Source organism: Streptomyces sp. NPDC052101 (genome assembly GCF_040680235.1).
Classification (GTDB): Bacteria; Actinomycetota; Actinomycetes; order Streptomycetales; family Streptomycetaceae; genus Streptomyces.
This window is the reverse complement of the sequence record NZ_JBFAWH010000002.1, coordinates 738,882-761,527: the sequence shown is the minus strand read 5'-3', so window position 1 is coordinate 761,527 and position 22,646 is coordinate 738,882. Positions and strand designations below refer to the sequence as shown.

General features: G+C 70.4%; 19 protein-coding genes, 3 tRNA genes and 2 pseudogenes. 10 read left to right on the top strand and 14 right to left on the bottom strand.

The window, feature by feature from the left end; translation table 11 throughout:
- Nucleotides 1-675, top strand: a 675-nt coding sequence (rpoA, locus tag AB0L75_RS07115) for a DNA-directed RNA polymerase subunit alpha (protein WP_365176431.1), incomplete at its 5' end; no start/stop codon positions are given.
- A gap of 149 nt (nucleotides 676-824) precedes the next feature.
- On the opposite strand, the gene AB0L75_RS07110 is transcribed toward rpoA, so the two are convergent.
- The gene (locus tag AB0L75_RS07110; RefSeq protein WP_365176429.1) at nucleotides 825-1,460 is read right to left on the bottom strand and encodes a DUF6082 family protein; all 636 of its coding nucleotides are present in this window, start codon (nucleotides 1,458-1,460) and stop codon (nucleotides 825-827) included.
- Nucleotides 1,461-1,978: 518 nt separating this feature from the next.
- Between AB0L75_RS07110 and AB0L75_RS07105 the strand changes: the two genes are divergently transcribed.
- Nucleotides 1,979-2,710: an HNH endonuclease family protein gene (locus tag AB0L75_RS07105; protein WP_365176427.1), complete on the top strand. Its 732-nt coding sequence runs from the start codon at nucleotides 1,979-1,981 to the stop codon at nucleotides 2,708-2,710.
- A 143-nt stretch (nucleotides 2,711-2,853) separates the two neighbouring features.
- On the opposite strand, the pseudogene AB0L75_RS07100 reads toward AB0L75_RS07105, so the two are convergent.
- Nucleotides 2,854-3,143: pseudogene (locus tag AB0L75_RS07100) on the bottom strand (hypothetical protein); the annotation flags it as partial.
- Here AB0L75_RS07100 and AB0L75_RS07095 point away from each other — a divergent pair.
- The 4 genes and pseudogenes from AB0L75_RS07095 to AB0L75_RS07080 all read left to right on the top strand — a co-directional run.
- Nucleotides 3,076-3,361: pseudogene (locus AB0L75_RS07095) on the top strand (site-specific integrase); the annotation flags it as partial. The pseudogenes AB0L75_RS07100 and AB0L75_RS07095 sit on opposite strands and share 68 nt — an antisense overlap.
- Nucleotides 3,362-3,715: 354 nt before the next feature.
- Entirely contained in the window at nucleotides 3,716-4,348 is a 633-nt protein-coding gene (locus AB0L75_RS07090) for a hypothetical protein (protein ID WP_365176425.1), read from the top strand.
- A gap of 617 nt (nucleotides 4,349-4,965) precedes the next feature.
- Nucleotides 4,966-5,487, top strand: a complete 522-nt coding sequence (locus tag AB0L75_RS07085; RefSeq protein ID WP_365176423.1) for a site-specific integrase — start codon at nucleotides 4,966-4,968, stop codon at nucleotides 5,485-5,487.
- Nucleotides 5,488-5,582: 95 nt separating this feature from the next.
- A complete protein-coding gene (locus AB0L75_RS07080) occupies nucleotides 5,583-5,690 on the top strand; it encodes a SapB/AmfS family lanthipeptide (protein WP_365176421.1) in 108 nt (35 codons plus the stop codon).
- Nucleotides 5,691-5,845: 155 nt separating this feature from the next.
- On the opposite strand, the gene AB0L75_RS07075 is transcribed toward AB0L75_RS07080, so the two are convergent.
- Both AB0L75_RS07075 and AB0L75_RS07070 read right to left on the bottom strand, forming a co-directional pair.
- Nucleotides 5,846-5,918, bottom strand: a tRNA-Arg gene (locus AB0L75_RS07075).
- A 227-nt stretch (nucleotides 5,919-6,145) separates the two neighbouring features.
- Nucleotides 6,146-6,236, bottom strand: a tRNA-Ser gene (locus AB0L75_RS07070).
- Between the two features lie 315 nt (nucleotides 6,237-6,551).
- Between AB0L75_RS07070 and AB0L75_RS07065 the strand changes: the two genes are divergently transcribed.
- Together AB0L75_RS07065 and AB0L75_RS07060 are read left to right on the top strand one after the other, a co-directional pair.
- On the top strand, nucleotides 6,552-6,986 hold the full coding sequence (locus AB0L75_RS07065; RefSeq protein WP_365176419.1) for an SSI family serine proteinase inhibitor: 435 nt from the start codon (nucleotides 6,552-6,554) through the stop codon (nucleotides 6,984-6,986).
- A gap of 460 nt (nucleotides 6,987-7,446) precedes the next feature.
- A complete protein-coding gene (locus tag AB0L75_RS07060) occupies nucleotides 7,447-12,105 on the top strand; it encodes a PAS domain-containing protein (RefSeq protein ID WP_365176417.1) in 4,659 nt (1,552 codons plus the stop codon).
- Nucleotides 12,106-12,146: 41 nt separating this feature from the next.
- Here the strand turns inward: AB0L75_RS07060 and AB0L75_RS07055 are convergent, their stop codons facing one another.
- Complete coding sequence (locus AB0L75_RS07055; RefSeq protein ID WP_365176415.1) at nucleotides 12,147-12,728, bottom strand: TetR family transcriptional regulator; 582 nt, start codon at nucleotides 12,726-12,728, stop codon at nucleotides 12,147-12,149.
- Between the two features lie 135 nt (nucleotides 12,729-12,863).
- On the opposite strand from AB0L75_RS07055, the gene AB0L75_RS07050 reads away from it, so the two are divergent.
- Nucleotides 12,864-14,072 carry an MFS transporter gene (locus AB0L75_RS07050; protein ID WP_365176413.1) on the top strand — a complete coding sequence of 403 codons (1,209 nt, stop codon included), beginning with the start codon at nucleotides 12,864-12,866 and terminating at the stop codon, nucleotides 14,070-14,072.
- A 28-nt stretch (nucleotides 14,073-14,100) separates the two neighbouring features.
- On the opposite strand, the gene AB0L75_RS07045 is transcribed toward AB0L75_RS07050, so the two are convergent.
- The 6 genes from AB0L75_RS07045 to AB0L75_RS07020 form a co-directional block, all read right to left on the bottom strand.
- Entirely contained in the window at nucleotides 14,101-15,756 is a 1,656-nt protein-coding gene (locus AB0L75_RS07045) for a long-chain fatty acid--CoA ligase (protein WP_365176411.1), read from the bottom strand.
- A 153-nt stretch (nucleotides 15,757-15,909) separates the two neighbouring features.
- Nucleotides 15,910-16,503 (bottom strand): SigE family RNA polymerase sigma factor, encoded by a 594-nt coding sequence (locus AB0L75_RS07040; RefSeq protein WP_365176409.1) that lies wholly within the window; start codon nucleotides 16,501-16,503, stop codon nucleotides 15,910-15,912.
- 198 nt (nucleotides 16,504-16,701) lie between these two features.
- Nucleotides 16,702-17,871: a lipid-transfer protein gene (locus AB0L75_RS07035; RefSeq protein WP_365176407.1), complete on the bottom strand. Its 1,170-nt coding sequence runs from the start codon at nucleotides 17,869-17,871 to the stop codon at nucleotides 16,702-16,704.
- On the bottom strand, nucleotides 17,868-18,302 hold the full coding sequence (locus AB0L75_RS07030; RefSeq protein ID WP_365176405.1) for a MaoC family dehydratase: 435 nt from the start codon (nucleotides 18,300-18,302) through the stop codon (nucleotides 17,868-17,870). The genes AB0L75_RS07035 and AB0L75_RS07030 overlap by 4 nt, the downstream gene beginning before the upstream one ends.
- A gap of 51 nt (nucleotides 18,303-18,353) precedes the next feature.
- Nucleotides 18,354-19,292 (bottom strand): bifunctional MaoC family dehydratase N-terminal/OB-fold nucleic acid binding domain-containing protein, encoded by a 939-nt coding sequence (locus AB0L75_RS07025; RefSeq protein WP_365176486.1) that lies wholly within the window; start codon nucleotides 19,290-19,292, stop codon nucleotides 18,354-18,356.
- Between the two features lie 242 nt (nucleotides 19,293-19,534).
- Nucleotides 19,535-19,852, bottom strand: a complete 318-nt coding sequence (locus AB0L75_RS07020; RefSeq protein WP_365176403.1) for a hypothetical protein — start codon at nucleotides 19,850-19,852, stop codon at nucleotides 19,535-19,537.
- A 366-nt stretch (nucleotides 19,853-20,218) separates the two neighbouring features.
- Between AB0L75_RS07020 and AB0L75_RS07015 the strand changes: the two genes are divergently transcribed.
- The gene (locus AB0L75_RS07015) at nucleotides 20,219-21,097 is read left to right on the top strand and encodes a bifunctional DNA primase/polymerase (protein WP_365176401.1); all 879 of its coding nucleotides are present in this window, start codon (nucleotides 20,219-20,221) and stop codon (nucleotides 21,095-21,097) included.
- A gap of 65 nt (nucleotides 21,098-21,162) precedes the next feature.
- Here the strand turns inward: AB0L75_RS07015 and AB0L75_RS07010 are convergent.
- The 3 genes from AB0L75_RS07010 to AB0L75_RS07000 form a co-directional block, all read right to left on the bottom strand.
- Nucleotides 21,163-21,254 (bottom strand) — tRNA-OTHER (locus AB0L75_RS07010).
- A 3-nt stretch (nucleotides 21,255-21,257) separates the two neighbouring features.
- Nucleotides 21,258-22,436 (bottom strand): tyrosine-type recombinase/integrase, encoded by a 1,179-nt coding sequence (locus AB0L75_RS07005; RefSeq protein WP_365176399.1) that lies wholly within the window; start codon nucleotides 22,434-22,436, stop codon nucleotides 21,258-21,260.
- Nucleotides 22,436-22,645 (bottom strand): helix-turn-helix domain-containing protein, encoded by a 210-nt coding sequence (locus AB0L75_RS07000; RefSeq protein WP_365176397.1) that lies wholly within the window; start codon nucleotides 22,643-22,645, stop codon nucleotides 22,436-22,438. Before AB0L75_RS07000 ends, AB0L75_RS07005 begins: the two co-directional genes overlap by 1 nt.
- Nucleotide 22,646: the final 1 nt, after the last annotated feature.

Below are 22,646 nucleotides of genomic sequence, written 5' to 3'. Positions count from 1 at the left end.
GGTGTCGAGGTGCACAACCCCGACCTCGTCCTCGCCACGCTCAACGGCAAGGGCAAGCTGGAGATGGAGCTGACCGTCGAGCGCGGTCGCGGCTACGTCTCCGCCGTGCAGAACAAGCAGGTGGGCCAGGAGATCGGCCGTATCCCGGTCGACTCCATCTACTCGCCGGTGCTGAAGGTCACCTACAAGGTCGAGGCCACGCGTGTCGAGCAGCGCACCGACTTCGACAAGCTGATCGTCGACATCGAGACCAAGCAGGCCATGCGTCCGCGTGACGCCATGGCCTCGGCCGGCAAGACCCTGGTCGAGCTGTTCGGTCTCGCCCGCGAGCTGAACATCGACGCCGAGGGCATCGACATGGGCCCGTCCCCCACGGACGCCGCCCTGGCCGCCGACCTCGCGCTGCCCATCGAGGAGCTGGAACTCACGGTCCGCTCCTACAACTGCCTCAAGCGTGAGGGCGTCCACTCGGTGGGCGAACTCCTCGCGCGCTCCGAGGCCGACCTCCTGGACATCCGCAACTTCGGTGCGAAGTCGATCGACGAGGTCAAGGCGAAGCTGGCCGGCCTGGGCCTGGCCCTCAAGGACAGCCCGCCCGGATTCGACCCGACCGCCGCCGCCTTCGACGCGGACGACAACGGGGGCACGGGTTTCATGGAGACCGAGCAGTACTGAACGCCGCGCCGAACCGCGCCGGAGCCCGAAAGCCAGAGGCCCTGTGGATCACTCCACAGGGCCTCTGGCCATTGAAGGTCATACAGGTTTCCATGACGCTTATGAGAGCCGGTGTGGGGCGTTACCGGTTGCTACAGATCCACGCGGGATCATGCTCCGGGATCAGGGGCGAAATAAGAGGAGGCCGCTATCGCCGGTCCGGCGGCCACAGCCTTTTCGTATGCCTCGTCCATGAGATCGACAAATCGAATCTGTCGCGCCTCTCCCGACGCCTCTGCAAACTCGCGCCAGCCTACGGAACGATCACCCCAATGGTCTCGCGCTCGCTCACCTCGAAAATGGGCCTCAAGCTGGACGCGCGTTGCTTCGCCATTCACACGCTTGAGCAAATAATCGGAGTAGTATTGCGTGACGATCAAATGTGTGAAGTGGAGTTGCCTTGCCAGAGCCAAAGGGAGCGGGCTCTGTGATGGTTGCCAGCAAACGAGAAGCTCAGGATCGTTGATCGACATAAGCGCCAGCTCGCGGTGCGCGGCCCGCCGCTCCTCCTCGTTGGATATGTTGGCCTGGTGGGCTTGATAGGCGAGAGACACTGCAACCCCAATGAGCGCTGCGCCCGAGAAGATCACGGAGAGGAATCCGTAGGCTTGCCCGACGTTGCTGAGCGATTGCCAATCGTCTCCAAGAAATGAGAGACCTTTAAGGATTGCCGGCGTCAGCCCGATGATGGCGATTGCGGCAACAGCAATACCCCACGGGAAGTGCCTGTTTCGCCAGAATTCCACGCTTTGCCCCTTATTCCTTTGCCCTGCCGGAATCTGCTGCCAAGCTGTTTGTCTGCGGCTCGTTCGAGGGGATGATTCCCAGCCCTGTTCGGCGCCATACGAGCGGTCGGCGGAACGATTTCGGGCTGGAGCCGCTAATCGCGGAGCCGACCGCCCCAGCCACGACGTACCCCTTCTCTGACCAGCAGAGAGGTTGGTCGCTACGTCCAGCTCGACGCCGTCCCCGGTGGCGTCGGTGACTTTCAAGTCCTTTCAAGTCCTTTCAAGTCCTGGTCGCTGCTGTAGGCACTCATGCAGCTGAGCATGCCTGAGGTCCCGGCCTCAGAGTGAGACGCCGGCCCGTCAAAGATTCTCGGATGCGGCACTAGACGTTCCCCGCCCCGCATCTCCAAGAGCGATTCAGCGAATCCAAGTGGCGGATCACCGCATCGTTTCTGCGGTGAATGACTGGAGCCGGCTGGGTGAAGCAGGCATAGCACTGAGGTCCTAAGAACAGGCTGTGCGCCGACACCCTGTTCATGATCAAAAACATCCTGCGAGTGCTGCCGGCGCTCGCCCTGCTGCTTCTCCCAGCCCTGGCTTCACCAACAGCAATGGCAGCCACCCACTCACCCACGGCAGCGACCGCTCCCGCAAGGATCTCGGGGAGCGGTCACAGGGCGGCGCCGGAGACAGTCTCGCTGCTCACAGCGATCTCACGGCTCCCAGTGGAGGAGGAGCCCGACCCTCGCGTGGGCTACGACCGCGACAAGAAGTTCCCCCACTGGACGGCGGGCCTCAACCCCAGCGATGGGTGCGACACCCGCAAAGAGGTCATTCTCGAAGAAGCAGTCGAGGCCCCCGCGGTAGGCCCGAAGTGCCAGCTCACCGGTGGCATGTGGTACTCCCCCTACGACCAGAAGTGGCTGACCTCCGCATCCTCGATCGATGTCGACCACATGGTCCCACTCGCTGAAGCATGGGACTCCGGCGCAGCATCCTGGACGCAGGACCGCCGACGGGCATACGCGAACGACCAGGGCGTTCCCACCTCCCTGATCGCCGTGTCCGGCAGCTCTAACCGACAGAAGGCCGACAAAGATCCGGCGGACTGGCTGCCCGTACCCGCATACCGCTGCCAGTACGTGGCGGACTGGGTCGCGACCAAGCTCCGGTGGGGCCTGTCCGCGGACGCGGGAGAGGTGGACGCTCTGTCGACGGAGGCGAAAGACTGCCCCAAGCAGGAAGTGACGTACGTAATCGCTGCCTGATAAACCACCACCCGCCCCCTGGTACTCGGGGAACGCCTAGCCCCCGGCCAGCACCGGACGCACGAAGCATCAAGAAGCCGCCCGCCATTCCCCGTGGCGGGCGGCTTGTGTCTGGGTCTGAGTGTGCAGATGCTGGGTGTGACGTCGTGGGAGCAGGCGGGCAGTTCGGCCAATTGGCGGTGCGCGAGCGGCAGGAAGAGCACCGGTCGGATCGTCCACGTGATGCGGGTGCGGTCCTGGGCGACCATGATCCCGCAGGGCTCGGAGTGCGAGAGGGCTCGTCTGCCTGGGGCGCCGAGTAGGCGCCGAAGGAAGCCCGAAGCGTCGGCCGTTCCTCTTCGGTGAGGCCTTGGGTCCAGCACTCGTCGATCGTGAAGCCCGACCTCGCCCCGCTGTCGTACGTGTCGTACGAGGACTCCGCGCGGCTCCACATCAACCCGCACCTGGACGGGAAGCGGCTCGACAAGCTGACCGTCCGGGACGTTCGAGAGTGGCCGACCAACCCGGATCAAGCCCTGGCCCGTGGTCGAGGCTGGGCGCTTCCTCGCCGATTCCCCCGCCCGGGAAGATCCGCTCTTCGCGGCCTGAATCCTGGTCCTCTGCCTCCCGCGTGCGGGCCGGCAGATCCTCCACCGGGAGACCAAGACGGAGAAGCGGGGACCGGAAGGCGGCCGGTGATCGCGGCTAGGGCGGTCGGCCTCAATGACGCCCAAGGATAAACCCGCTGAGCACCCGCCATACATTCGCGAATCAGTCAATGAAGCTGAATCCGGACTACTGTGCAGATCGCCTGCCAGACAGCTTGCTTGGCGCGCGACGAAGCGAATCTCAGCCTCAAGGTTGGCTCAATTTGGCAGACAGCATGTCTTTCGATCTCTAGGCTCCATGATCGACGGTCTGACCAACCAATTCCACCCACAGGGAACAAGGGGGAACAAGTGCGCCTTCTCGCAGGCTCGATAGTGTTTGCAAGTGCCATGGTTTTTGGGGGTATCAACCCCGGCAATGGCCGCTAACTCAACTACATCCCCGACGGCTGCTGCGGCAACGCCTCAAGACGGTAACGACGACACCCCGGGGCTGCTCAACACAGTGCCGCCGGCCACTCCTGCAGAATCTCTGACCGACGCTCCGACCGACCCTGCGCTTGATCGTGACCCCGACATCCCGGGCGGCACGTGCACACCTGGACAGAAGTGCCCCGCAGCTGGCGACTGCGACGAGAGTCGGTGGTTCAAGGCGAGTTCTCTTGGCGGCAAGTACCACCAGGCTGTCGGCCCCTCGCAGTCGAACTACAACGGCACCAGCGAAAAAGAAGACGTGGACTTCACCGCTAAGGTGTCCGGGACCGTCGGCGCAAGCTTCAGCGGTCAGATCACGACCAAGGTCAGCGACGTACTGACCGAAGTCAGCACCCAGTACAACGTCACGTTGCATGCATCGGTAACCGCCGAACTCGGCAACGTGGTTCACGTCAAGAACGTCCCTCCGCACAAGACCGTCCATGCACAATACGGTGTGTGGCGACGCAAGTTCACCGGCACTGCCTACTACGAGCACCACACCTGCTTTCTGACGAAGAATCAGGTGACTGGATACGGCCCCATGTATGTGGGGTGGTACACATGGGACGAATAGGGATAGTCGTTCCTGTAGTCCTGCTCGCGTTGGCCGGATGTACCAGTGAGACGTCAACCGGCAGTGGAGCAACTGCGAGCAAAATTCCGCATCAAACGGCTTCGTCCGGTACGCCCCCCGGCGCGCCCAGCGTTAACGCGGACCCTCGCGTGCCGCCCCAACTTCCAGATACGCAGAAGACGTTCATCAACGTAGGCGGAAAGACCGGACCTCACTCATTTCCGGCAATTCCTCAGGTACAGCGAGGAACTCTGGAAGTTGGCGTAATCTGCTCGGGGTCCGGGTCCATCGATGTCAATATCGACTCTCTTGTGAGTTATACGGTCGTATGCGGAAACGGCCATCCTGGGCAGTTCAACGAGGTAGGTCTGAGGCGCAGCCACAAGAACGTCGCTGTCTCGGTTACTGCCAAGACAAAGGGATCCTGGGGACTCTCGGTGGGATGGACCAAAACCATCGACCCTCCCGGCTAGCCTCGATCCTTCGTAACGGCCCGTCGGCCTGGCCAGCGGGCCCCTTTGTTGAGTTGGCTGGCAGAGCCGCACCGATGACTCGTCCTCCATCATGTGACCGCCACACACCGGTGCAGTGATTCAGGCTGTTGCCGTCCTCATGCGATGGCCGGCAGGACTGCCGTCACCGCGAACTACGGCGGCGAACTGCTGATCGTCGCGCCGAAGACCCAGCGGTCGGCCCGCCGCGTCGCCCTGCCGACCGAGTGCGTGACCGCGCTCCGCGCTCAGCGTGCCCAGCAGATCGCCGACCGGAAGGGCGCGGGAGACAACTGGAAGGGGACGGGTCACGGCCTCGTCTTCACCACGAAGAACGGGACCCCCATCGAGCCGCGCAACGTGAACCGGTCCTTCGACGCCCTGTGCGTCCGTGCCAGCGTTCGTAAGGTCCGCTTCCACGACCTGCGCCACACCTGCGCGTCGCTCCTCCACGAACAGGGCGCCGACGCTCGCACGATCATGGAAGTCCTGGGTCACAGCTCGATCCGCGTGACCATGGACATCTACACCTTCGTACGGCTCGACTCCCAGCGCTCCGCAATCGATCGCGTCGGGGATGCACTGAGGGGTGACGCCAACGAGCCGGACGATGACGACGGCGCGGCCGGTGTCCCGGCAGCCGTCTAGGCGGTGCTCTGGATTGGGACCTCTGTTTTGAAGGCGGCAGGCCGGGCAGCCATCCGGTGTCCTAGCTCTCTCTCGCTGGTAGGAAGGGTTTGGCCATGGCACTTCTCGACCTGCAAGTCCTCATCGCGGACGACAGTCACGAAGAGGGACTCTTCGCGGCACGAAGCGACAGCAGCGATGCGAGCCTCCTCCTGTGCGAGTAGTGATTCGGTCCCTAGTTCTCGCACAGGGGCGTGATCCGGCGGACATGGCCTAAGCCGGTCCTCGCCTGGCATCCGAGGCGGTTGCCGTCAAACACTGCCGTCAAAGCAAAAGCCAGAGGCCCCGTGGATCACTCCACAGGGCCTCTGATCTGTTGTGCACTCGGCAGGATTCGAACCTGCAACCTTCTGATCCGTAGTCAGATGCTCTATCCGTTAAGCTACGAGTGCTTGTTCTTTTGTTTGGCCTCCGCTCTCGGCCCTTTCGGCCCGCTCGCGGCGACAGGAAGAACATTACATGACTGCCGCCGTCATGTGAAATCCGATTCGCATACCCCTTGTGACCTGCGAAAACGCCAGCTGGGGGCCCATGGGAGACGGCTGGGACATCATCCGGAGACACCTGGGGCGAGAACGCCGAAGCCCCGGTCCTGGGGACCGGGGCTTCGGGATCGGTGCGGAGGCGGAGGGATTTGAACCCTCGATGGGCTTTAAGGCCCAAACCGCATTAGCAGTGCGGCGCCATAGACCGGACTAGGCGACGCCTCCAGCACAACCGCTCACGCGAGCGCGCGAGTGGTGCGTGCAGATGATGACACAGCCGGGTGGCTTGTCACCAATCGGCTCCCACGGTACTAGGCAGTCGGGTCGCAGGGCAAAGGGCTTCCGCCCGGCGAGGCGCGGACGCAACGTCCGGCGGGCGGGAGCGTTGGGCAGGGCATGGTCTTTCGTCTTCAGCAGGGTCCGACTCGGCAAGGTCCGATTCGGCAGGGTGCGGCGCGGCAGGGTCCGATTCGGCAGGGTGCGGCGCCGCAGGGTCCCGTGCGGGTCGGTGTGCGGTCGTGGGCGGTGCGCGGTGGTGGTGTGTCCGCGCTCGCCGTCGTCTCGGGGCTTCTCGCCCTCTCCGCCGTGCCCGCCGTCGCCGTGCCCGCCGCGCCGCCGCCCGTGCGGCCCGAGGACCGGGCCGGTGATCACCTCACCGTGGTCGTGCGGCATGCCGGATCCGAGCGGGACGGGGCGCACGAGCTGTTCTGTCATCCGGCCGGCGGGAGTCACCCGGACGCGGCCGAGGCCTGCCGGGTGCTGGACGAGCACACGCGGTGGGGGCAGGACCTCTTCGCGCCGGTGGCACCCGACTCCACCTGCACCATGCTCTACGGCGGGCCGGCCACCGCCCATGTGACCGGCACCTGGGCCGGTCGCCCGGTCGACGCCGACTACGACCGCAGCAACGGATGCGAGATCGGACGGTGGGACCGGATGGTGCCGCTGCTGCCGAAGCTGGGCGAGGCGACGTAGGGGCTGCCCAGGACTGACCGGGTCCGCCCAGGACCGACCGGGTCTGCCCCAGGACCGACCGACCGGGCCTGCCCGTGCAGGACTGCCGGGCCTGCCCATGAGTGGCCTCGGGTCTTTGGGGGCTCTTGGTGAAATCGCCGGCCCGGTAAAAGTCCCGCGAAGTTCTCGCGAAGCCGAGGGTGCGGCCGAGGGCGTGGCCGAAGGTGGAGCCGAGGGCGGAGCCGGACACGTGGCCGAACGGCGAGGCCAGCGGGGAGGCCGGTGCACAGCCGGTGCGGAGGCGGAGGGCCGGGTCTGGTGTGGTCACGGGTTCGGTGTCACTTCGTCGTGGGACCTCCCTCTCATCCGGCGTCGCGAGCGCAACGCGTGCGCTTAGACTCCCTCGCGTGACACGTCGCGGGCCGGTTGGCAAGATGGCCCGAGCGGTCGGCAAGGTGCGGTAACAGGGAGGAAGCGTCTCGTGAGCAGCAGGCCATCCCGAGGCGCTGCTCGCCTCGCAGCCATACTCGACGCGCTGCCGGATGCGTTGGTCCTGGTCAACGCCAACGGAACCGTCGTGAACGCGAACACCATCGCGTTGGAGGCCTTCGAGGCGCCGGGCACCGCGCTGGTCGGGCGCGGGTTGCTCGATCTGCTGCCCGAGTTCGACTCGCGGCTGATCCCCGGGTCGATGCGCCGGCCCGATCACATGGACCCGCAGGGGCGGACCAAGCCGACCCGGATGATCGCGCGGCGGACCGACGGGAGCGAGTTCCCGGTCGAGGTCACGAGCGCGAATCTGGAGAACGGCCAGCAGGCCTACGACGGTTACGGCTACACCGGCGACGAGCTGCTGATGATCGTCGTACGGGACCTCTCCGGGACCGTCGACACCGAGGCCGAGCTGGCGCGCTCGCAGCGGCAGACCGAGATGATCCTGCGCGCGGCCGCGGAGGGTGTCGTCGGCACCGACACCGACGGGCGGATCGTGCTCGTCAATCCGGCCGCCGCCCAGATACTGGGGTACCGGGCCGGTGAGCTGGGCGGCAAGGAACTGCACGCCCTCGTGCTGCACTCGCGCCCCGACGGCTCCCCCTTCCCGTACGAGGAGTCCCCGCTCGCCGACACCCTGCGCTCCGGGCGCAAGCACCGGGTGCGCGGGCAGGTGCTGTGGTCCAAGGGGGAGGAGAGAGTCTCCGTCGACCTCACCACCGCTCCCGTGCGCGACGGGGACCAGCTCGTCGGCGCCGTGATGACCTTCACCGACCGGCGGCCCTACGAGGCCCTGGCCGAGGAGAAGGCCGCGCAGGAGAAGGCGTACGCGGAGGAGATCGAGCGGCTCTCCGAGGAGCACGCCTCCGACCTGACCTCGCTGCGCCAGCAGCACGTCACCGAGCTGGACGAGCTGCGCGAGCAGCACGCGGAGGAGCTGGCGGCCGGCGAGGAGCGGTACGCCGCGCTCGCCGAGCGCGAGAAGGACCGTTACGAGGCGCTCGCCGGGCGGCACGAGCAGCTGCTCACGCTGCTCGCGCAGTCGCTGCGCGGCCCGCTCGACGAGCTGCGGCGCGAGCTGGCCGCCCTGGCCGCCGATGACGCCGGGCAGCTGTGGCCCGAGGCCAACCAGGTGCTCCACCACCTGTCGGCCGGGTACTCGCGCATCACCACCCTCATCGACAACGTCCTCGGGTATCAGCGGCTGGACGCGGGCACCGAGGACGTCACCCGTACCAAGGTGATGCTGGACGCCGTCGTCGCCGCCGGTGTGGACGGGGCCGTGGAGCTGATCGGTCCCGGCCGGGTGCAGTTCGCCGTGCACGCGCCGCCCATCGAGGCCGAGGTCGACGCGCAGCGGCTCGCCATCGCGCTCGCCCACCTCGTGGCGGACGTGGCCGGTGTCGACGCGACCGGCAACTCGCCCGTCTCCGCGGGTGGTTACCTGGACAACACCGTCGTGGTCGCGGCCGCGCAGCGCGGTGAGGTCGCGCGGATCGAGGTGCGCGGGCCGTACGCCGGGGGCGACGCGGTGCACGAGCCGATCGTGCGCGGGATCGTGCGGGCCCACGGCGGCGTGCTGCAGACGCACGAGGTGCCGGGCATGAGCGGCAGCGCGTATGTGCTGGAAGTACCGCTCGGCGGTGGCGCCGGAGCGGTCGGCGGGGCGGCCGGCGGGCCGGCTCCCGCCGCAGCGCTCCCCGCCGCGCAGGGACCGGCGACCGGACAGGGACCGGCGACCGGGCAGATGACGACCGGACAGGTACCGGCCGCGCAGGGTCCGGGCGCGCAAGGTCCGGGCGGGCCGGTCTCCGGTGCCGGTGAGGGTGGCGCGGAGGAGGCCGGTGCCGCCGAGCAGGCCGCCGGTGGCGGACGGCGGCGGGCCCGGCGTGGCTCCACGGACGCCTTCCTGGACAGCGAGGTATCCGGCGCGGGGCAGACCGGTGACACGGACGCGCCCGCACCGACCGGGCGGCGCCGCAGGCGTGCGGCCGGACCCGCCGAGGAGATCGTCGCGGTCCCGGCCGAGGCCCCGGAGTCCGCGTCCGGCGGCACCGGGCGGCGTCGCGGCCGGCCCGCCGAGACCGACGCCGGTGACGGCGAGGGGGTGAGCGAGGGCGCGGTGGTGATGGCGGCCGAGCATGCCGCGGGGGCCGCCGCGTCCGGTACGGGACTCGGCTCCGCCGTGCCGCCGCAGGGCGTACCCGCGCCCACGGGTCTGCCCGCCCGCCCCGGCTCCGGCGCCCCGCAGCCCGCCCTGCCGCCCGCCCTGCCCCCGGCGGGCAGTGGGCCGGGCACGCAGGCCGCTCCGGGCGCGGAGGTCGTTCCGGCCGAGGGTGCGCAGCCGACCGGGCGGCGCCGGCGCGCGCTGGCCGCCGCGGCGGAGCGTGCTGCGGCCCAGGAGGCGGGCGGTGCGCGTACGGTCTTCGCCCTGCCGCCGGCCGAGGCCGACCGCTCACCGCAGTCCGCCGACTCGGCGAACGGCGGCGTGGCCGCGGTCCCGGGAGCCACTGGGGTTCCTGCGGCCGGCGGGGTCCCTGCCGCAGGTGCAACGGGTGGGGTTCCGGGTGCTGTCGAGGGGCAGCCGCAGCTTTCGGGTCCGGGCGCCGGGCCGGTGCAGGTGCAGGTGCCCGCACAGCTCCCCGTTCAGCCCGGCCAGCCCGGCCGGCCCGTTCAGCCCGCTCGATCCGTTCAGCCCGCTCAGCTGCCGGTGCCCGTCGAAGGGGCATCCGGAGACGACGGCCGCCACGACGCCGTACCGCTCGACCAGGCCGCGGACCACACTCCGCCGCAGCCGCATCCGACCAGCGCGCCGACCGGCCGACGCCGCCGGGCCGTGGCCCAGCCGGCGGATCCCGCTCAGCCGGCGACGGCGCAGGGGGCCGTGCCCGGGCAGGCCGGGCCGCACCCCGCGGGGGCGCCGACTCCCGGACAGGGCACGCCGGTTCCCGGTATCCCGGCGCAGGGTACGGCGGGGCGGGGCATCCCCGTCCAGGCCGGTCCCGTTCCGGCTGCGGGGCAGACTCCCGCGCCGGTGCAGGTGCCCGCGGAGCCGACGCCCGGCGCCCGGCCCGGTGTCGCCCAGGCCGGTGCGACCCAACCCGGTGTCGTCCAGGCCGGTGTCGCCGTGCCCGGTCAGCAGCCCGCCGTACCGCATGCCGCCGCACCCGCGCAGGACGCCGCCGGCCGGCTCGTGCCGGGCGCGACCCCGCCCGGCGGGACCCCGAACCCCCAGCCGCTGCCCGCGGAGCCGACGGCGGCCCAGGCGCCCGGCGTGCCGCAGCAGTGGGCCGGCGCCGACGACACCTCCGGCGCGGGCACTCCCGTACCGCAGACCGGCACGCCCGCCACCGGCACCGCGCTCCCCGCGGAGCATGCCGGTGCCGGTGGCCAGGCGCCGCCGCCCGCGCAGCCGTTGCCCGCGCAGCCGCTGCCCGCCGAAGGTGCCGCGGTCGACCCGAACTCGACGCAGGGGCGGGCGATCAGCGTCCGCACGCTGGGGCAGGGCGTGCCGTTCTCGCGGCAGGCCGCGCAGGTGCAGCAGCCGACGGCGACCCCGCCGCCGCACGCACCGGGCGGTTCCGGCCGTCGGCGCAAGCTCGGCACGCCCCCGGACCCGGCGGGGCGTCCGGACCAGCAGCCGGCGCAGACGGGCTTGCCGCATCCACCGGCCGAACCGGCGACTCCCGCACCACCGACCCCCGGTCAGCCCGCTCCCGGTCAGCCGGGCCCCGCGCCCGCGCAGCCGTCGCTCGCCGGGCAGTCCCGGCTGGCCCCGGTCACCGAGGGCGTCGGGCGGTCGTACGCGATCGGTGCGCCGGACGCGGACGCCGCGGAGGGGCCGGAGCCGCTGGACGGTCCCGGCGGGGCCGTCGAGATCGCGAACGCGCCACTGCCGCAGCCGCTCGACGACGAGCTGCCCCCGGAGCCGCTGGACAACCCGCGCCGGCTGCTGGTGTGGCCCGCGCCGGACGCGACGACCCAGCAGGCGCTGAGCGACCGCGGCTACCGGCCGGTGATCGTGCACTCCCGTGAGGAGGTCGACGCGCAGATCGCGGCGTTCCCGGCCGCGCTGTTCGTGGATCCGCTGACGGGCCCCATCACGCGTACGGCCCTGCAGTCGCTGCGTCAGGCCGCCGGCGCCGCCGAGGTGCCGGTGCTGGTCACGGCCGGGCTCGGGCAGGCGACGCGCGAGGCGGCGTACGGCGCCGATCCCGCCGTGCTGCTGAAGGCGCTGGCGCCGCGCGACAGCGAGCAGCATCCGCCGCGGGTGCTGCTCATCGAGGAGCACGCGGAGATCGCGCTGGCGCTGACGTCGACGCTGGAGCGGCGCGGGATGCAGGTGGCGCGGGCCGCGAGCGACAACGACGCGGTGACGCTGGCGGGGCAGTTCCGGCCGAACCTCGTGGTGATGGACCTGATGCAGATGCACCGGCGGCAGGCCGGGTTCAGCGGGATCATCGACTGGCTGCGCGCGAACGGGCAGCTCAACCGCACCCCGCTGGTCGTCTACACCGCCGCCGTCGACCAGGCCGACCTGCCCAGGCTGGCCTCGGGCGAGACGGTCCTGTTCCTCGCGGAGCGCTCCACGAGCACCGATGTGCAGAGCCGGATCGTGGACCTGCTGGCGCGGATCGGCACCAACTGAGCCACCGGTCCGGCCCTTTCCGCTGATCCGTCAGGCAGCCCTCACTTCGCGACCAGCCTGCGGGCCGCCTCCTTGATGGAGGCGCGCAGGCGGTCGCGGTCGGTGTCCTGCGGGCCGGTGAGGATGCGCCGCATCTGCGGGACCACGGTCATCCAGTTGGTCAGGGCGGTCAGCAGCAGCATCAGGTCGCCGGGCGGGATCGCGTCGGTGATCACGCCCCGGGCCTGGCCGTCGGCGAAGGCGGCCACCTTCCGGGCGTAGTGCTCCTGGCGGGTCGACTCGTCGGGCAGCTCGGCGCTGCCGTACTCGATGCCCTCCCAGAACAGCAGGCGGAGGAACTCGGGGTGGGTGGCGTGGTAGTCGAGGAGATGGTCGACGTAGGCGTCGATGTCGTCGGGGTCGACCGGGACGGCGGCGGCGAGGTCGACCATGCACTTTCCGAGGACCTGGCTGAACAGCTCGGCCTTGTTGCCGAAGTAGGCGTAGATCAGCTGCTTGTTGGCCTTGGCCGCGCCGGCGATGCGGTCGATACGGGCGCCCGCGATGCCGTGCCGGGCGAACTCGGCGATCGCCGCCTCGAAGATACGGGCCTTGGTGGCCTCGGGGTCCCTCACTGCTGCCATGGGGCACAGGGTAGGGGCCGGAGAGACAAGTAACCAACTATTTGGTTGACGGGAACGCGCGGGCGGTGCACCCTGTTCTCAGCTATCAACCAACCAGTTAGTTGTTAAAGCCGGCTCCAAGGAGTAGATCCGCTCATGCCGTCAGCCACCGGCACCCGTCCAGCACAGCAGATCCACGTCCAGGCCCATGAACCCCCCGCCGCGTCCGGCGGGCCGTTCCTCCTGCTCATCGCCGTCTGCACCGCCGTCACGGCCGCCAACATCTACCTCGCGGCCCCGCTGCTCCCCCTGATCGCCCACACCTTCGGTACGACCGCCTCGGCCGTGACCTGGATCGCCTCGGTCGCCCAGCTCGGCTACGCGGCCGGCCTGCTCTTCTTCGCCCCGCTCGGCGACCGCGTCAACCGGCGCGCGCTCGTCGCCGGGCTGTCCGTGGCCACCACGGTGGCGCTGGTCGGCGCGGCCCTGGCCCCGGGCACCGCCGCCCTCGCCGCGGCCGTGTTCCTCGCCGCCGCCGCGACCGTCGTACCGCAGCTGCTGGTCCCGCTGGTCGCCGAGCGGGCCCCGGCCGACCGGCGCGCCCGGCATGTCGCGGCCGTCATCGCCGGGCTGTTCACCGGGATCGTGGCCGCCCGAGTCGTGGGCGGCCTGGCCGGGCAGGCCTTCGGCTGGCGCTGGGTGTTCGCCGGATCCGCCGTGCTGACCCTGGCCCTGGGCCTGACCACCGCCCTGGCCCTGCCCGCGGAGCGGCGGGCACGGCAGGGCGGACTGTTCTCCGGCCTGGCCGAGCTGCCGGGGCTGCTGCGCCGCTCGCCCGAACTGTGGCGGGCGTGCCTCAGGCAGGCGGGCATGTTCGGCGCCTGGAGCGCGCTGTGGACGTCCCTGGCGCTGCTGCTGACCGGCCCCTCCTATGGCCTGTCGACCGCGACCGCCGGGCTCTTCGGCCTCTTCGGGCTGGCCTCCAGCGCGGTCGCGCCGCTGGCCGGCGGCCTGGTGGACCGGTTCGGTGCCGCGCGGGTCGTGGGCACGGCGTATCTGCTGGCGGCCGTGGCCGTGCCGCTGTTCTGGCTCGGCGGGCACGTCCTCGTGGCGCTGTTCGCCGCCGCGATCGCCATCCATGCCGCGCTGGTCGCCTCGCACGTCGCCAACCAGACCCTGGCCCTGACCACGACGTCCCGCCCGGCCACCGCCAACACCGCCTACGTCGTCTCCGGCTTCGCCGGCGGCGCCCTCGCCTCGGCCGCCGCGGGCCCGGCCTACGGCCACTGGGGCTGGACCGGGGTGTGCGCGATCGCGGGGGTGTGGCTGGTGGTGGGCTGGGTGACCACGGCGGGGCGGCGCTGAGCCTCGTACCGCAGGGGGCGCCGTGGCGTCAGAGGCGGGTGATGTCCAGCTGGCCGTCCGCGTACTGCCGGCGCAGCACCTTCTTGTCGAACTTGCCCACGCTCGTCTTCGGCACCGCCTCGACGATCGTCCACCGCTCGGGCAGCTGCCACTTGGCGATACGCCCCTCCTCGGCGAGGAAGGTGCGCAGGGTCGCGAAGTCGGCGGTGGCGCCCTCCCTGAGGACGACCGTGGCCAGCGGGCGCTCGCCCCACTTCTCGTCGGGTACGGCGACCACCGCGGCCTCGGCCACGTCCGGGTGGGACATCAGCGCGTTCTCCAGCTCCACCGAGGAGATCCACTCGCCGCCGGACTTGATCACGTCCTTGGCGCGGTCGGTGAGGGTGAGGTAGCCCTCGGGGGAGATGGTGCCGACGTCGCCGGTCTTCAGCCAGCCGTCCTCGCTGAACTTGTCGGCGGGGCGCAGGGGTTCGGCGTCGGGGCCGTTGTAGTAGGCGCCCGCGATCCAGTTGCCGCGCACCTCCAGCTCGCCCGCCGACTCGCCGTCCCAGGGGAGGCGTTCGCCGCCGGGTCCGGTGAGGCGAGCCTCGACGCCGGCCGGGAAGCGGCCCTGGGTGAGGCGGTAGGCGAACTCCTCCTCGGTGCCGACCGCGTGGGCCGGCGGGCGGGAGACCGTGCCGAGCGGCGAGGTCTCCGTCATGCCCCAGGCGTGGCAGACCCGCATGCCGAGCCGGTCGAAGGCCGCCATGAGGGAGGGCGGGCAGGCGGAGCCGCCGATGGTGACCTGGGTGAGGGAGGAGACGTCGCGGGGGCGGGCGGTGAGTTCGGCGAGCAGGCCCTGCCAGATGGTCGGGACGGCCGCCGCGTGGGTCGGCCGCTCGCGCTCGATCATCTCGGCGAGCGGCGCGGGCTGCAGGAAACGGTCCGGCATCAGCAGGTTCACGCCGGTCATGAACGTGGCGTGCGGCAGCCCCCAGGCGTTGACATGGAACTGGGGGACCACGACGAGTGAGGTGTCCTGGTCGGTCAGGCCCATCGACTGGGTCATGTTGACCTGCATGGAGTGCAGATAGATCGAACGGTGGCTGTACACCACGCCCTTGGGATCGCCGGTCGTGCCGGAGGTGTAGCACATCGCGGCGGCCCGGCGCTCGTCCAGCTCCGGCCAGTCGTACCTCGTCGGCCGGTCCGCGATCAGCTCCTCGTACTCGTGGATCCGGGCGTGCGAGCCCGCGAGCGGCGAACGGTCGCCGGGGCCGGAGACCACGACATGCTCGACGGTCGGCAGCTGGGACAGCAGCGGCGCGAGCAGCGGGATCAGCGAGCCGTTGACGATGATGACCTTGTCGGCCGCGTGGTTGACGATCCACACCAGCTGCTCGGCGGGCAGCCGCAGATTGAGCGTGTGCAGCACGGCGCCCATGGACGGGATCGCGAAGTACGCCTCGACGTGCTCGGCGTTGTTCCACATCAGGGTCGCCACCCGGTCGTCGCCCCGGACGCCCAGCTCGTCCCGCAGGGCGTTCGCCAGCTGTACGGCACGCACCCCCGCCTCGGCGAAACTGCGCCGCTGCGGCTCGGGCTCCCCGGTCCAGGTGACGATCTGGGACCGCCCGTGCACCAGCGCACCATGGACGAGGAGGCGGGTGACGGTCAGCGGTACGTCCTGCATGGTGCTCAGCACGGGTCCTCCAGGGGCGACATTGCCTACGCGGTAGTAGAGGTTCCGCTGATTCTGCTCACATACCGCGCGGTATGTCACTAGGGGCTGCGTCACTGGCCCCGGGGGAGTGACACCCGCAGGAGGAAAACGCGGGCCCGTGCGGGCCGACAGGCTCTAGCGGACCAGGCCCAGCTCGGGATCCTCGCGGAGTTTGCCCAGCGCACGCGACACCGCCGACTTCACCGTGCCCACCGACACCCCGAGCACCTCGGCGGTCTGGGCCTCGCTGAGGTCCTCGTAGTACCGCAGGACGACCATCGCCCGCTGCCGCGCCGGCAGCTTCAGGACCGCCCGCCACATGGCGTCGTGCAGCGCCTGCCGCTCGGCCGTGTCGTCGTCACCGGGCACCGGCTCCGGCTCGGGCAGCTCGTCGCAGGAGAACTCGTCCACTCGGCGCTTGCGCCACTGCGAGGTCCGGGTGTTCAGCAGCGCCCGGCGCACATAGCCGTCGAGCGCCCGCTGGTCCTCGATCCGCTCCCACGCCACATAGGTCTTGGCGAGCGCGGTCTGCAGCAGGTCCTCGGCGTCGCTCAGGTTCGCGGTCAGTGAGCGTGCGGTGCGCAGCAGGACCGGCTGGCGGGCCCGCACGTACGACGCGAACGAGGGATATGTGGGAAAGTCCCCGCCCGCCCGGAGCCGGGGGTGGGGGAGGGTCTGCCGCCTTGGTGCGGCGGCGGCCGAGGCGCTGGTGCAGACGGGTGTGGTCATGGCTCCACGCTAGGAGCGGCCCACCCTCCGGCGGATCGCCCGCAGGTCCCGAAGCGGAATCCCCCTCAGGTTGTAGGGGTGGGGCTGACTGCACCTCCTGAAGGTGGACGGCGGGTGCACTCCGTCTACGGGTACGGCCCTGACACGAGGGCCATGGCTCACCCCTGCCGTCAGCCGTCCCAGCGGCATCAGCCGTCGTCAGCCGCCGTCGGCCGTCAGGATCAACCCGGACGTCGGCACTCCGGTACCGGCCGTCACCAGGGTCCGGGTCGCTCCCGGTATCTGGTTCACCGCCGTGCCCCGCAGCTGGCGCACCGCCTCCGCGATGCCGTTCATGCCGTGCAGATACGCCTCGCCGAGCTGGCCCCCGTGCGTGTTGAGCGGCAGCCGCTCCCCGGCCACGAAGTCCGCCGCCTCCCCCTTCCCGCAGAACCCGAACTCCTCCAGCTGCATCAGCACGAACGGCGTGAAGTGGTCGTACAGGATCCCCACGTCGATGTCGGCCGGGCCGAGTCCGCAGGTGCCCCACAGCTGGCGGGCCACCACCCCCATCTCCGGCAGGCCCGTGAGATCGTCCCGGTAGAAGCTGGTCATCTGCTCCTGCGACCGGCCCGCGCCCTGGGCCGCCGCCGCGATCACGGCGGGCGGACGCGGCAGGTCCCGGGCCCGCTCCAGGGAGGTGACGACGATCGCCTGCCCGCCGTCGGTCTCCTGGCAGCAGTCCAGCAGCCGCAGCGGCTCCACGATCCAGCGCGACGCCGCGTGCTCGGCGAGCGTGATCGGACGGCCGTGGAAGTACGCCGCCGGGTTCGTCGCCGCGTGCTTGCGGTCCAGCACGGCCACCCGCCCGAACACCTCCGGCGTCAGCCCGTACGCGTGCAGATACCGCTGGGCCGCCATCGCCACCCAGGAAGCCGGGGTGAGCAGCCCGAACGGCAGCATCCAGCCGAGCGCCGCGCCCTCCGCCGACGGCTCCCGGTGCCGCACGCCCGCGCCGAACCTGCGGCCCGAGCGCTCGTTGAAGGCGCGGTAGCAGACCACCACCTCCGCCACGCCCGCCGCCACCGCGAGCGCCGCCTGCAGCACGGTCGCGCAGGCCGCGCCGCCGCCGTAGTGGACCCGGGAGAAGAAGGACAGCTCGCCCATCCCGCAGGCCTGGGCCACCGTGATCTCCGGGTTGGTATCCATCGTGAACGTCACCATCCCGTCCACGTCCGCCGGTACCAGCCCCGCGTCGTCCAGCGCGGCCCGCACCGCCTCCGCGGCCAGCCGCAGCTCGCTGCGCCCGGAGTCCTTGGAGAACTCGGTGGCCCCGATCCCGACGATCGCGGCCTTCCCGGACAGGGTGTCGCGGGTACGCGCGCTCATGCCGTGCCTTCCCGGCCGGGCGCCCGCGCCGGGACCGTGACCGTCACCGTCCCCGTCACATGCCTGCCGAGGGCGTTGGCGCCGACGACCCGCACGGTGGCGGTGTCGCCGTCCACCGCCTCGATCCTGCCCGTCAACACCATCGTGTCCCCCGGATAGTTGGGCGCCCCCAGCCTGATGGCGACCTTGCGCAGCACCGCCGTCGGGCCGAAGTGGTCCGTGATGTACCTGCCGACCAGGCCGTTCGTCGTCAGGATGTTCATGAAGACGTCCGGCGAGCCCTTCTGCCTGGCCAGCTCGGCGTCATGGTGCACGTCCTGGTAGTCCCGCGACGCGATCGCCCCCGCCACGATCAGCGTCCGCGTGATCGGGATCTCCAGCGGGGGCAGCTCGGCGCCCTCCGCCGGCGGCCTCGTCGACGCCGTCGTCATGCCCCACTCCCCACCAGCGATCAACTTCCCTGATCCTTCCCGCACTTCCGGTCAGCCCCCGCCCGCACCCTCGACGACCCGGAAGACCGGCAGGACCAGCGCACCCTCCGTGTCCTCGTAGGTCCGGAACTCCACCCGGACCGGCAGCCCGATACGCACCTTGTCGTACGGCACCCCGACCACGTTGCTCACCAGCCGTACGCCCTCGGCGAGTTCGACGAGACCCACCGCGTACGGAGGGTCGAAGGCCGGGAAGGGGGGGTGGTGCATCACCACGTACGAGTAGACCGTCCCCTCGCCGCTCGCCTCGACGGTGTCCCAGTCCGGGCAGCCGCAGGCGTTGCAGCCCGGCAGCCAGGGGTGGCGCAGGGTGCCGCAGTCCGTGCAGCGCTGGATGAGGAGCCGGCGGTCGGCCACGCCCTGCCAGAAGCCGGCGTTGTCCCGGTTGACCACCGGGCCGGGACGCGGGGCCGGGGGTGTGCGGCGGGCCGGGGCGTACTTGAGGATGCGGAAGCGGTGCGTGCCGACGAGGTCGCCGTCGACCCGGACGTCCGTGCGGGTCGTGACGAAGTACCCGCTGCCCAGCTTCGTCGTCTTGCGGCCGGAGACCGACTCGATCACCGAGTCGAAGGTGACCTGGTCGCCCGGGCGCAGGGGCCGTGGATACTCCTGCTCGCAGTCGGTGGCCACCACCGACGTACAGCCCGCGGCGTCGAGGAGGGACAGCAGGTCGTCGTAGGCGCCCGTGCGGCCTTCGTGCCCGGACAGGCCGCCCATCGTCCAGGCCTGGAGCATGGTCGGCGGGGCGACGGCGTCCGGGCCGGTGTAGGCCGGGTTGGTGTCGCCCATGGCCTCGCACCAGTGCCGGATCATCGGCACGTTCACCGGGTCCTTGCCCGCCCCGGCGACGGCGGCCGGCTGACCCTCGTACGCCTTGAGTCGCGCACCGAGGGGGTCGCGGTCCGCGCCCGCCCCGGGCCCGGCCTCCAGCTCCACACGCTCCCCGCTCACCGCCGCCCCCTCGCCATCCCGAGCCGCACCACGAATGGTTTCTGACTGTCCGTCAGATAATGGTGGGTGTCAAGCCCGGCCACCGCCCCGCAGGTCCGTCCCCGTGGCACGGCCGCCGGAACACGCCTGCGCGGCGGCACCGAAGTACCGCCGCGCGGACGTGTCACACCCCTGAAGCACACCCCACGAGGACCCTCACCGGGAGGGGCCTCGCCCGAGGCTCACCACAGGTCGGCGAAGTGGACGGCCACGTTCTCGTTGCCCTGCTGGACGGCCGCGAACGCGGAGTCGTTGACCTGTGCGGAGTTGCTCTGGTTCGAGGCACCGTTGCCGACCGCGTTCTGCTGCGTGGTGGACGAGTTGCCGTAGTTGTCGTGACCGACTCCGCTGCCGACGACGCCCGCCACACCGGTGTTGGCGCTCGATCCGTTGTCCGCGAGGGCACCGTTGTCGGCGGTCGCGACGCCGCCGAAGAGAGCGGCTGCGAGCGGAAGAGCGGCAACGGCGGCGAGAACGCGGGCGGTACGGATACTTGCCATGTTGTTCCTCCAGAACCAAGAACTCGACCCTAGGGCCGGAAGTACGTGAAGTACGGCTTGTGTCAGGGCAGTTGGCCGACCGCTCCGACTTCGACTGGCGACGTCGCGGGATCAGAGTTGCCCACCGAATCCCCGGCGAACCACCCCGGAAGCCGCGATTCGCACGCAAGCGTGATGACAAGTCGATAAACCTCTATCGCCATCTTTCGGCCTCTACTCCCCCAAGAGGGACTACAGAACCCCTTCACCCCTCAAGCGGCACAAGCGGTGAATCGTTTCGCCCCACATCCGGCCAATATCCCCGCCCCCGGCGCGTCACCACCACCCCCTCTTCCCTTTTTCGAACATGCGTACGAACATGGAGCCATGGCCACCACCGACCGGCAGGCCACGACGCTGGCCCTCGCACACGCGCTGTCAGCCGCCGAACGCGGCCTGGCCGTCATCCCCCTGTCCCGGACGAAACTCCCGGCCCTGCGCTCCCCCCACCACGACGACCCCGACCCGGCCGGACCCCGCTGCCACGGCGAGTGCGGCCGCTTCGGCCACGGCGTGTACGACGCCTCGACCGACCCGGTCCGTATCCGCGAGCTGTTCGCCGCCGCACCCTGGGCCACCGGCTACGGCATCGCGTGCGGGCTGCCGCCGTACCACCTGATCGGCGTCGACCTGGACACCAAGTCCGGCACCGACTCCTCGACCGCGCTGCGCGAACTGGCCCTGCGCCACCTGTTCACCATCCCGGAGACGGTCGTCGTCCGCACTCCCAGCGGCGGCCGTCACCTGTGGCTCACCGGCCCGCCGGACGTCGTCGTACCGAACTCCGCCGGCCGGCTCGCCCCCGGGATCGACATCCGCGGCGCCGGCGGCTACCTCGTGGGCCCCGGTTCCCGCACCGGGCACGGCGTGTACACGACCGCCCCCGGCACCGCGCACCTGGCCCCCGCGCCCTGCCCGCCCGCGCTGCTGCGCCTGCTCGCACCACCGCCCCGGCCCGCGCAGCCGGCCCTGGTCCCGCCTGTTCCCGGCGACCACGGCCGCGGCCTGGTCCAGTTCGTCCTCTCCGCGCACGAGGGCCAGCGCAACACCCGTCTGTTCTGGGCGGCCTGCCGCGCCTACGAGAACGGCATCGGGCCCGCCCTGGTCGACCCCCTGACCGAGGCGGCCCGGGGCACCGGCCTGTCGGAACAAGAGGCCCGGGCGACGATCGCCTCGGCGGCCCGGATGACGGGGCATCGGCCCTGACCGACCCGGACAGGGCCCGGCACACGGAAGGGGCGCCCGCTTCGGCGGCGCCCCTTCCCAACATGCGCGGTGGGTGTGGGATTTGAACCCACGGTGACTCGCGCCACGACGGTTTTCAAGACCTCTTTCCGATCACGAGCGGTTGCCGCTCCACCGCAGGTCAGACGGGTACGAGTGACCCAGTGGAGCCGTCGTCATCGTCGTCGTGCCCGCTACGTGCCCCTGGTTCATGATCGTGCCCGCTGAGCCAGGAGTCCGACGCTTCGGCCACCTGATCGTCACGACCGGCGACAGGCCGGGCGTAGTGCCGGGTCGTGACACTCGCGTTCGAGTGCCCGAGCCTGTGCGCGGCGGTCATTACGCCGTACTTGTCGGCGACCCAGGTGCCGTGCGAAGCCCGGAGATCATGCGGAGTCACGTCGGTCAAACCGGCCGCCGACACAGCGGGGTCGAAGTACGCCTTGCGCCACTGGTTGTAGCGCAGGGGCTTGCCGCCGGGTGTGGTGAACAGAAGCGCGTCATCCCCACCAGGGAGCGTCTCCAGGTACTTGCCGAGTCGCTTCGTGAGGGCGGTACCGATGCGGATCAGGCGCTTCTGATGCGACTTCGGGGTGTCGAAGACGAGTGCGCCGTTCGCTTCGGCGAGGTTCTCATCCACGAGGACGAAGCCGCCGGACAGGTCGACATCCACACGCCGCAGCGCGAACGCCTCACCGATACGGAGGCCCGCGTACGCGAGGAGCGCGATCAGCAGGTCATGGGGCCTGTCCGCACTCCGCACCACCCGTGAGGCTTCGAGCGGAGTCAGGATGTGCGGCTCGGTCTGTGGCATCCGGGGGAGCTTCACGCCCCGGCATGGTGTCTGCGGGATCATGTCGTTGTCGACAGCCGATCTCATGATCTGCGAGAGCACTCGGTACGCCTGCCGGATACGAGAAGCGCTGAGTCCCTTGGCCCGCATCGAGCCGACCCATTCGGCGATCGTGATCGGTCGCAGGCTCGACAGCTCCCGGTCCCCAAGCGCCGGATTGATCAGCGACTTGATCAGTGATCGGTACGACGCCTGAGTCTTGTGCTTGAGCTGCGGGGACACGGCAGCGAGCCAGCGGGCGGACCAGTCACGTACGGTCGTCTGTCCTTCAACGGGGTCGAGCCACCGTCCTTCTTCAATCTCGACGCGCTTCTTCGCGAGCCAGCGGTCAGCGTCGGTCGAGGTGGCGAACGTGCGATCGGCGGGACGGAGCACGCCGTCCGGACCCGGATAGCGAGCCTGGAAGCGCCCCGAGGGAAGCTTGCGGATCCGGCCGAAGTTCCGGCGAGACTTGCGCTTGCCAGCCATCAGGCAGCCCTCCTCAGGTTCGCCGGGCGAAGAACGACCGGTTCGACGGTGTGGGCGGTCACGTACGCCTCTACGGCGCTCTCCGGGATGCGGACGTGGCGGCCGACCTTCACGAAGGTGATTCGGCGTTCCTCTATGAGGCGTCGCGGGAAGCGCACTCCGGTACCGAGTGCCTCTGCTACCTGCTGCACGGTCAGCAGTCGATCCATG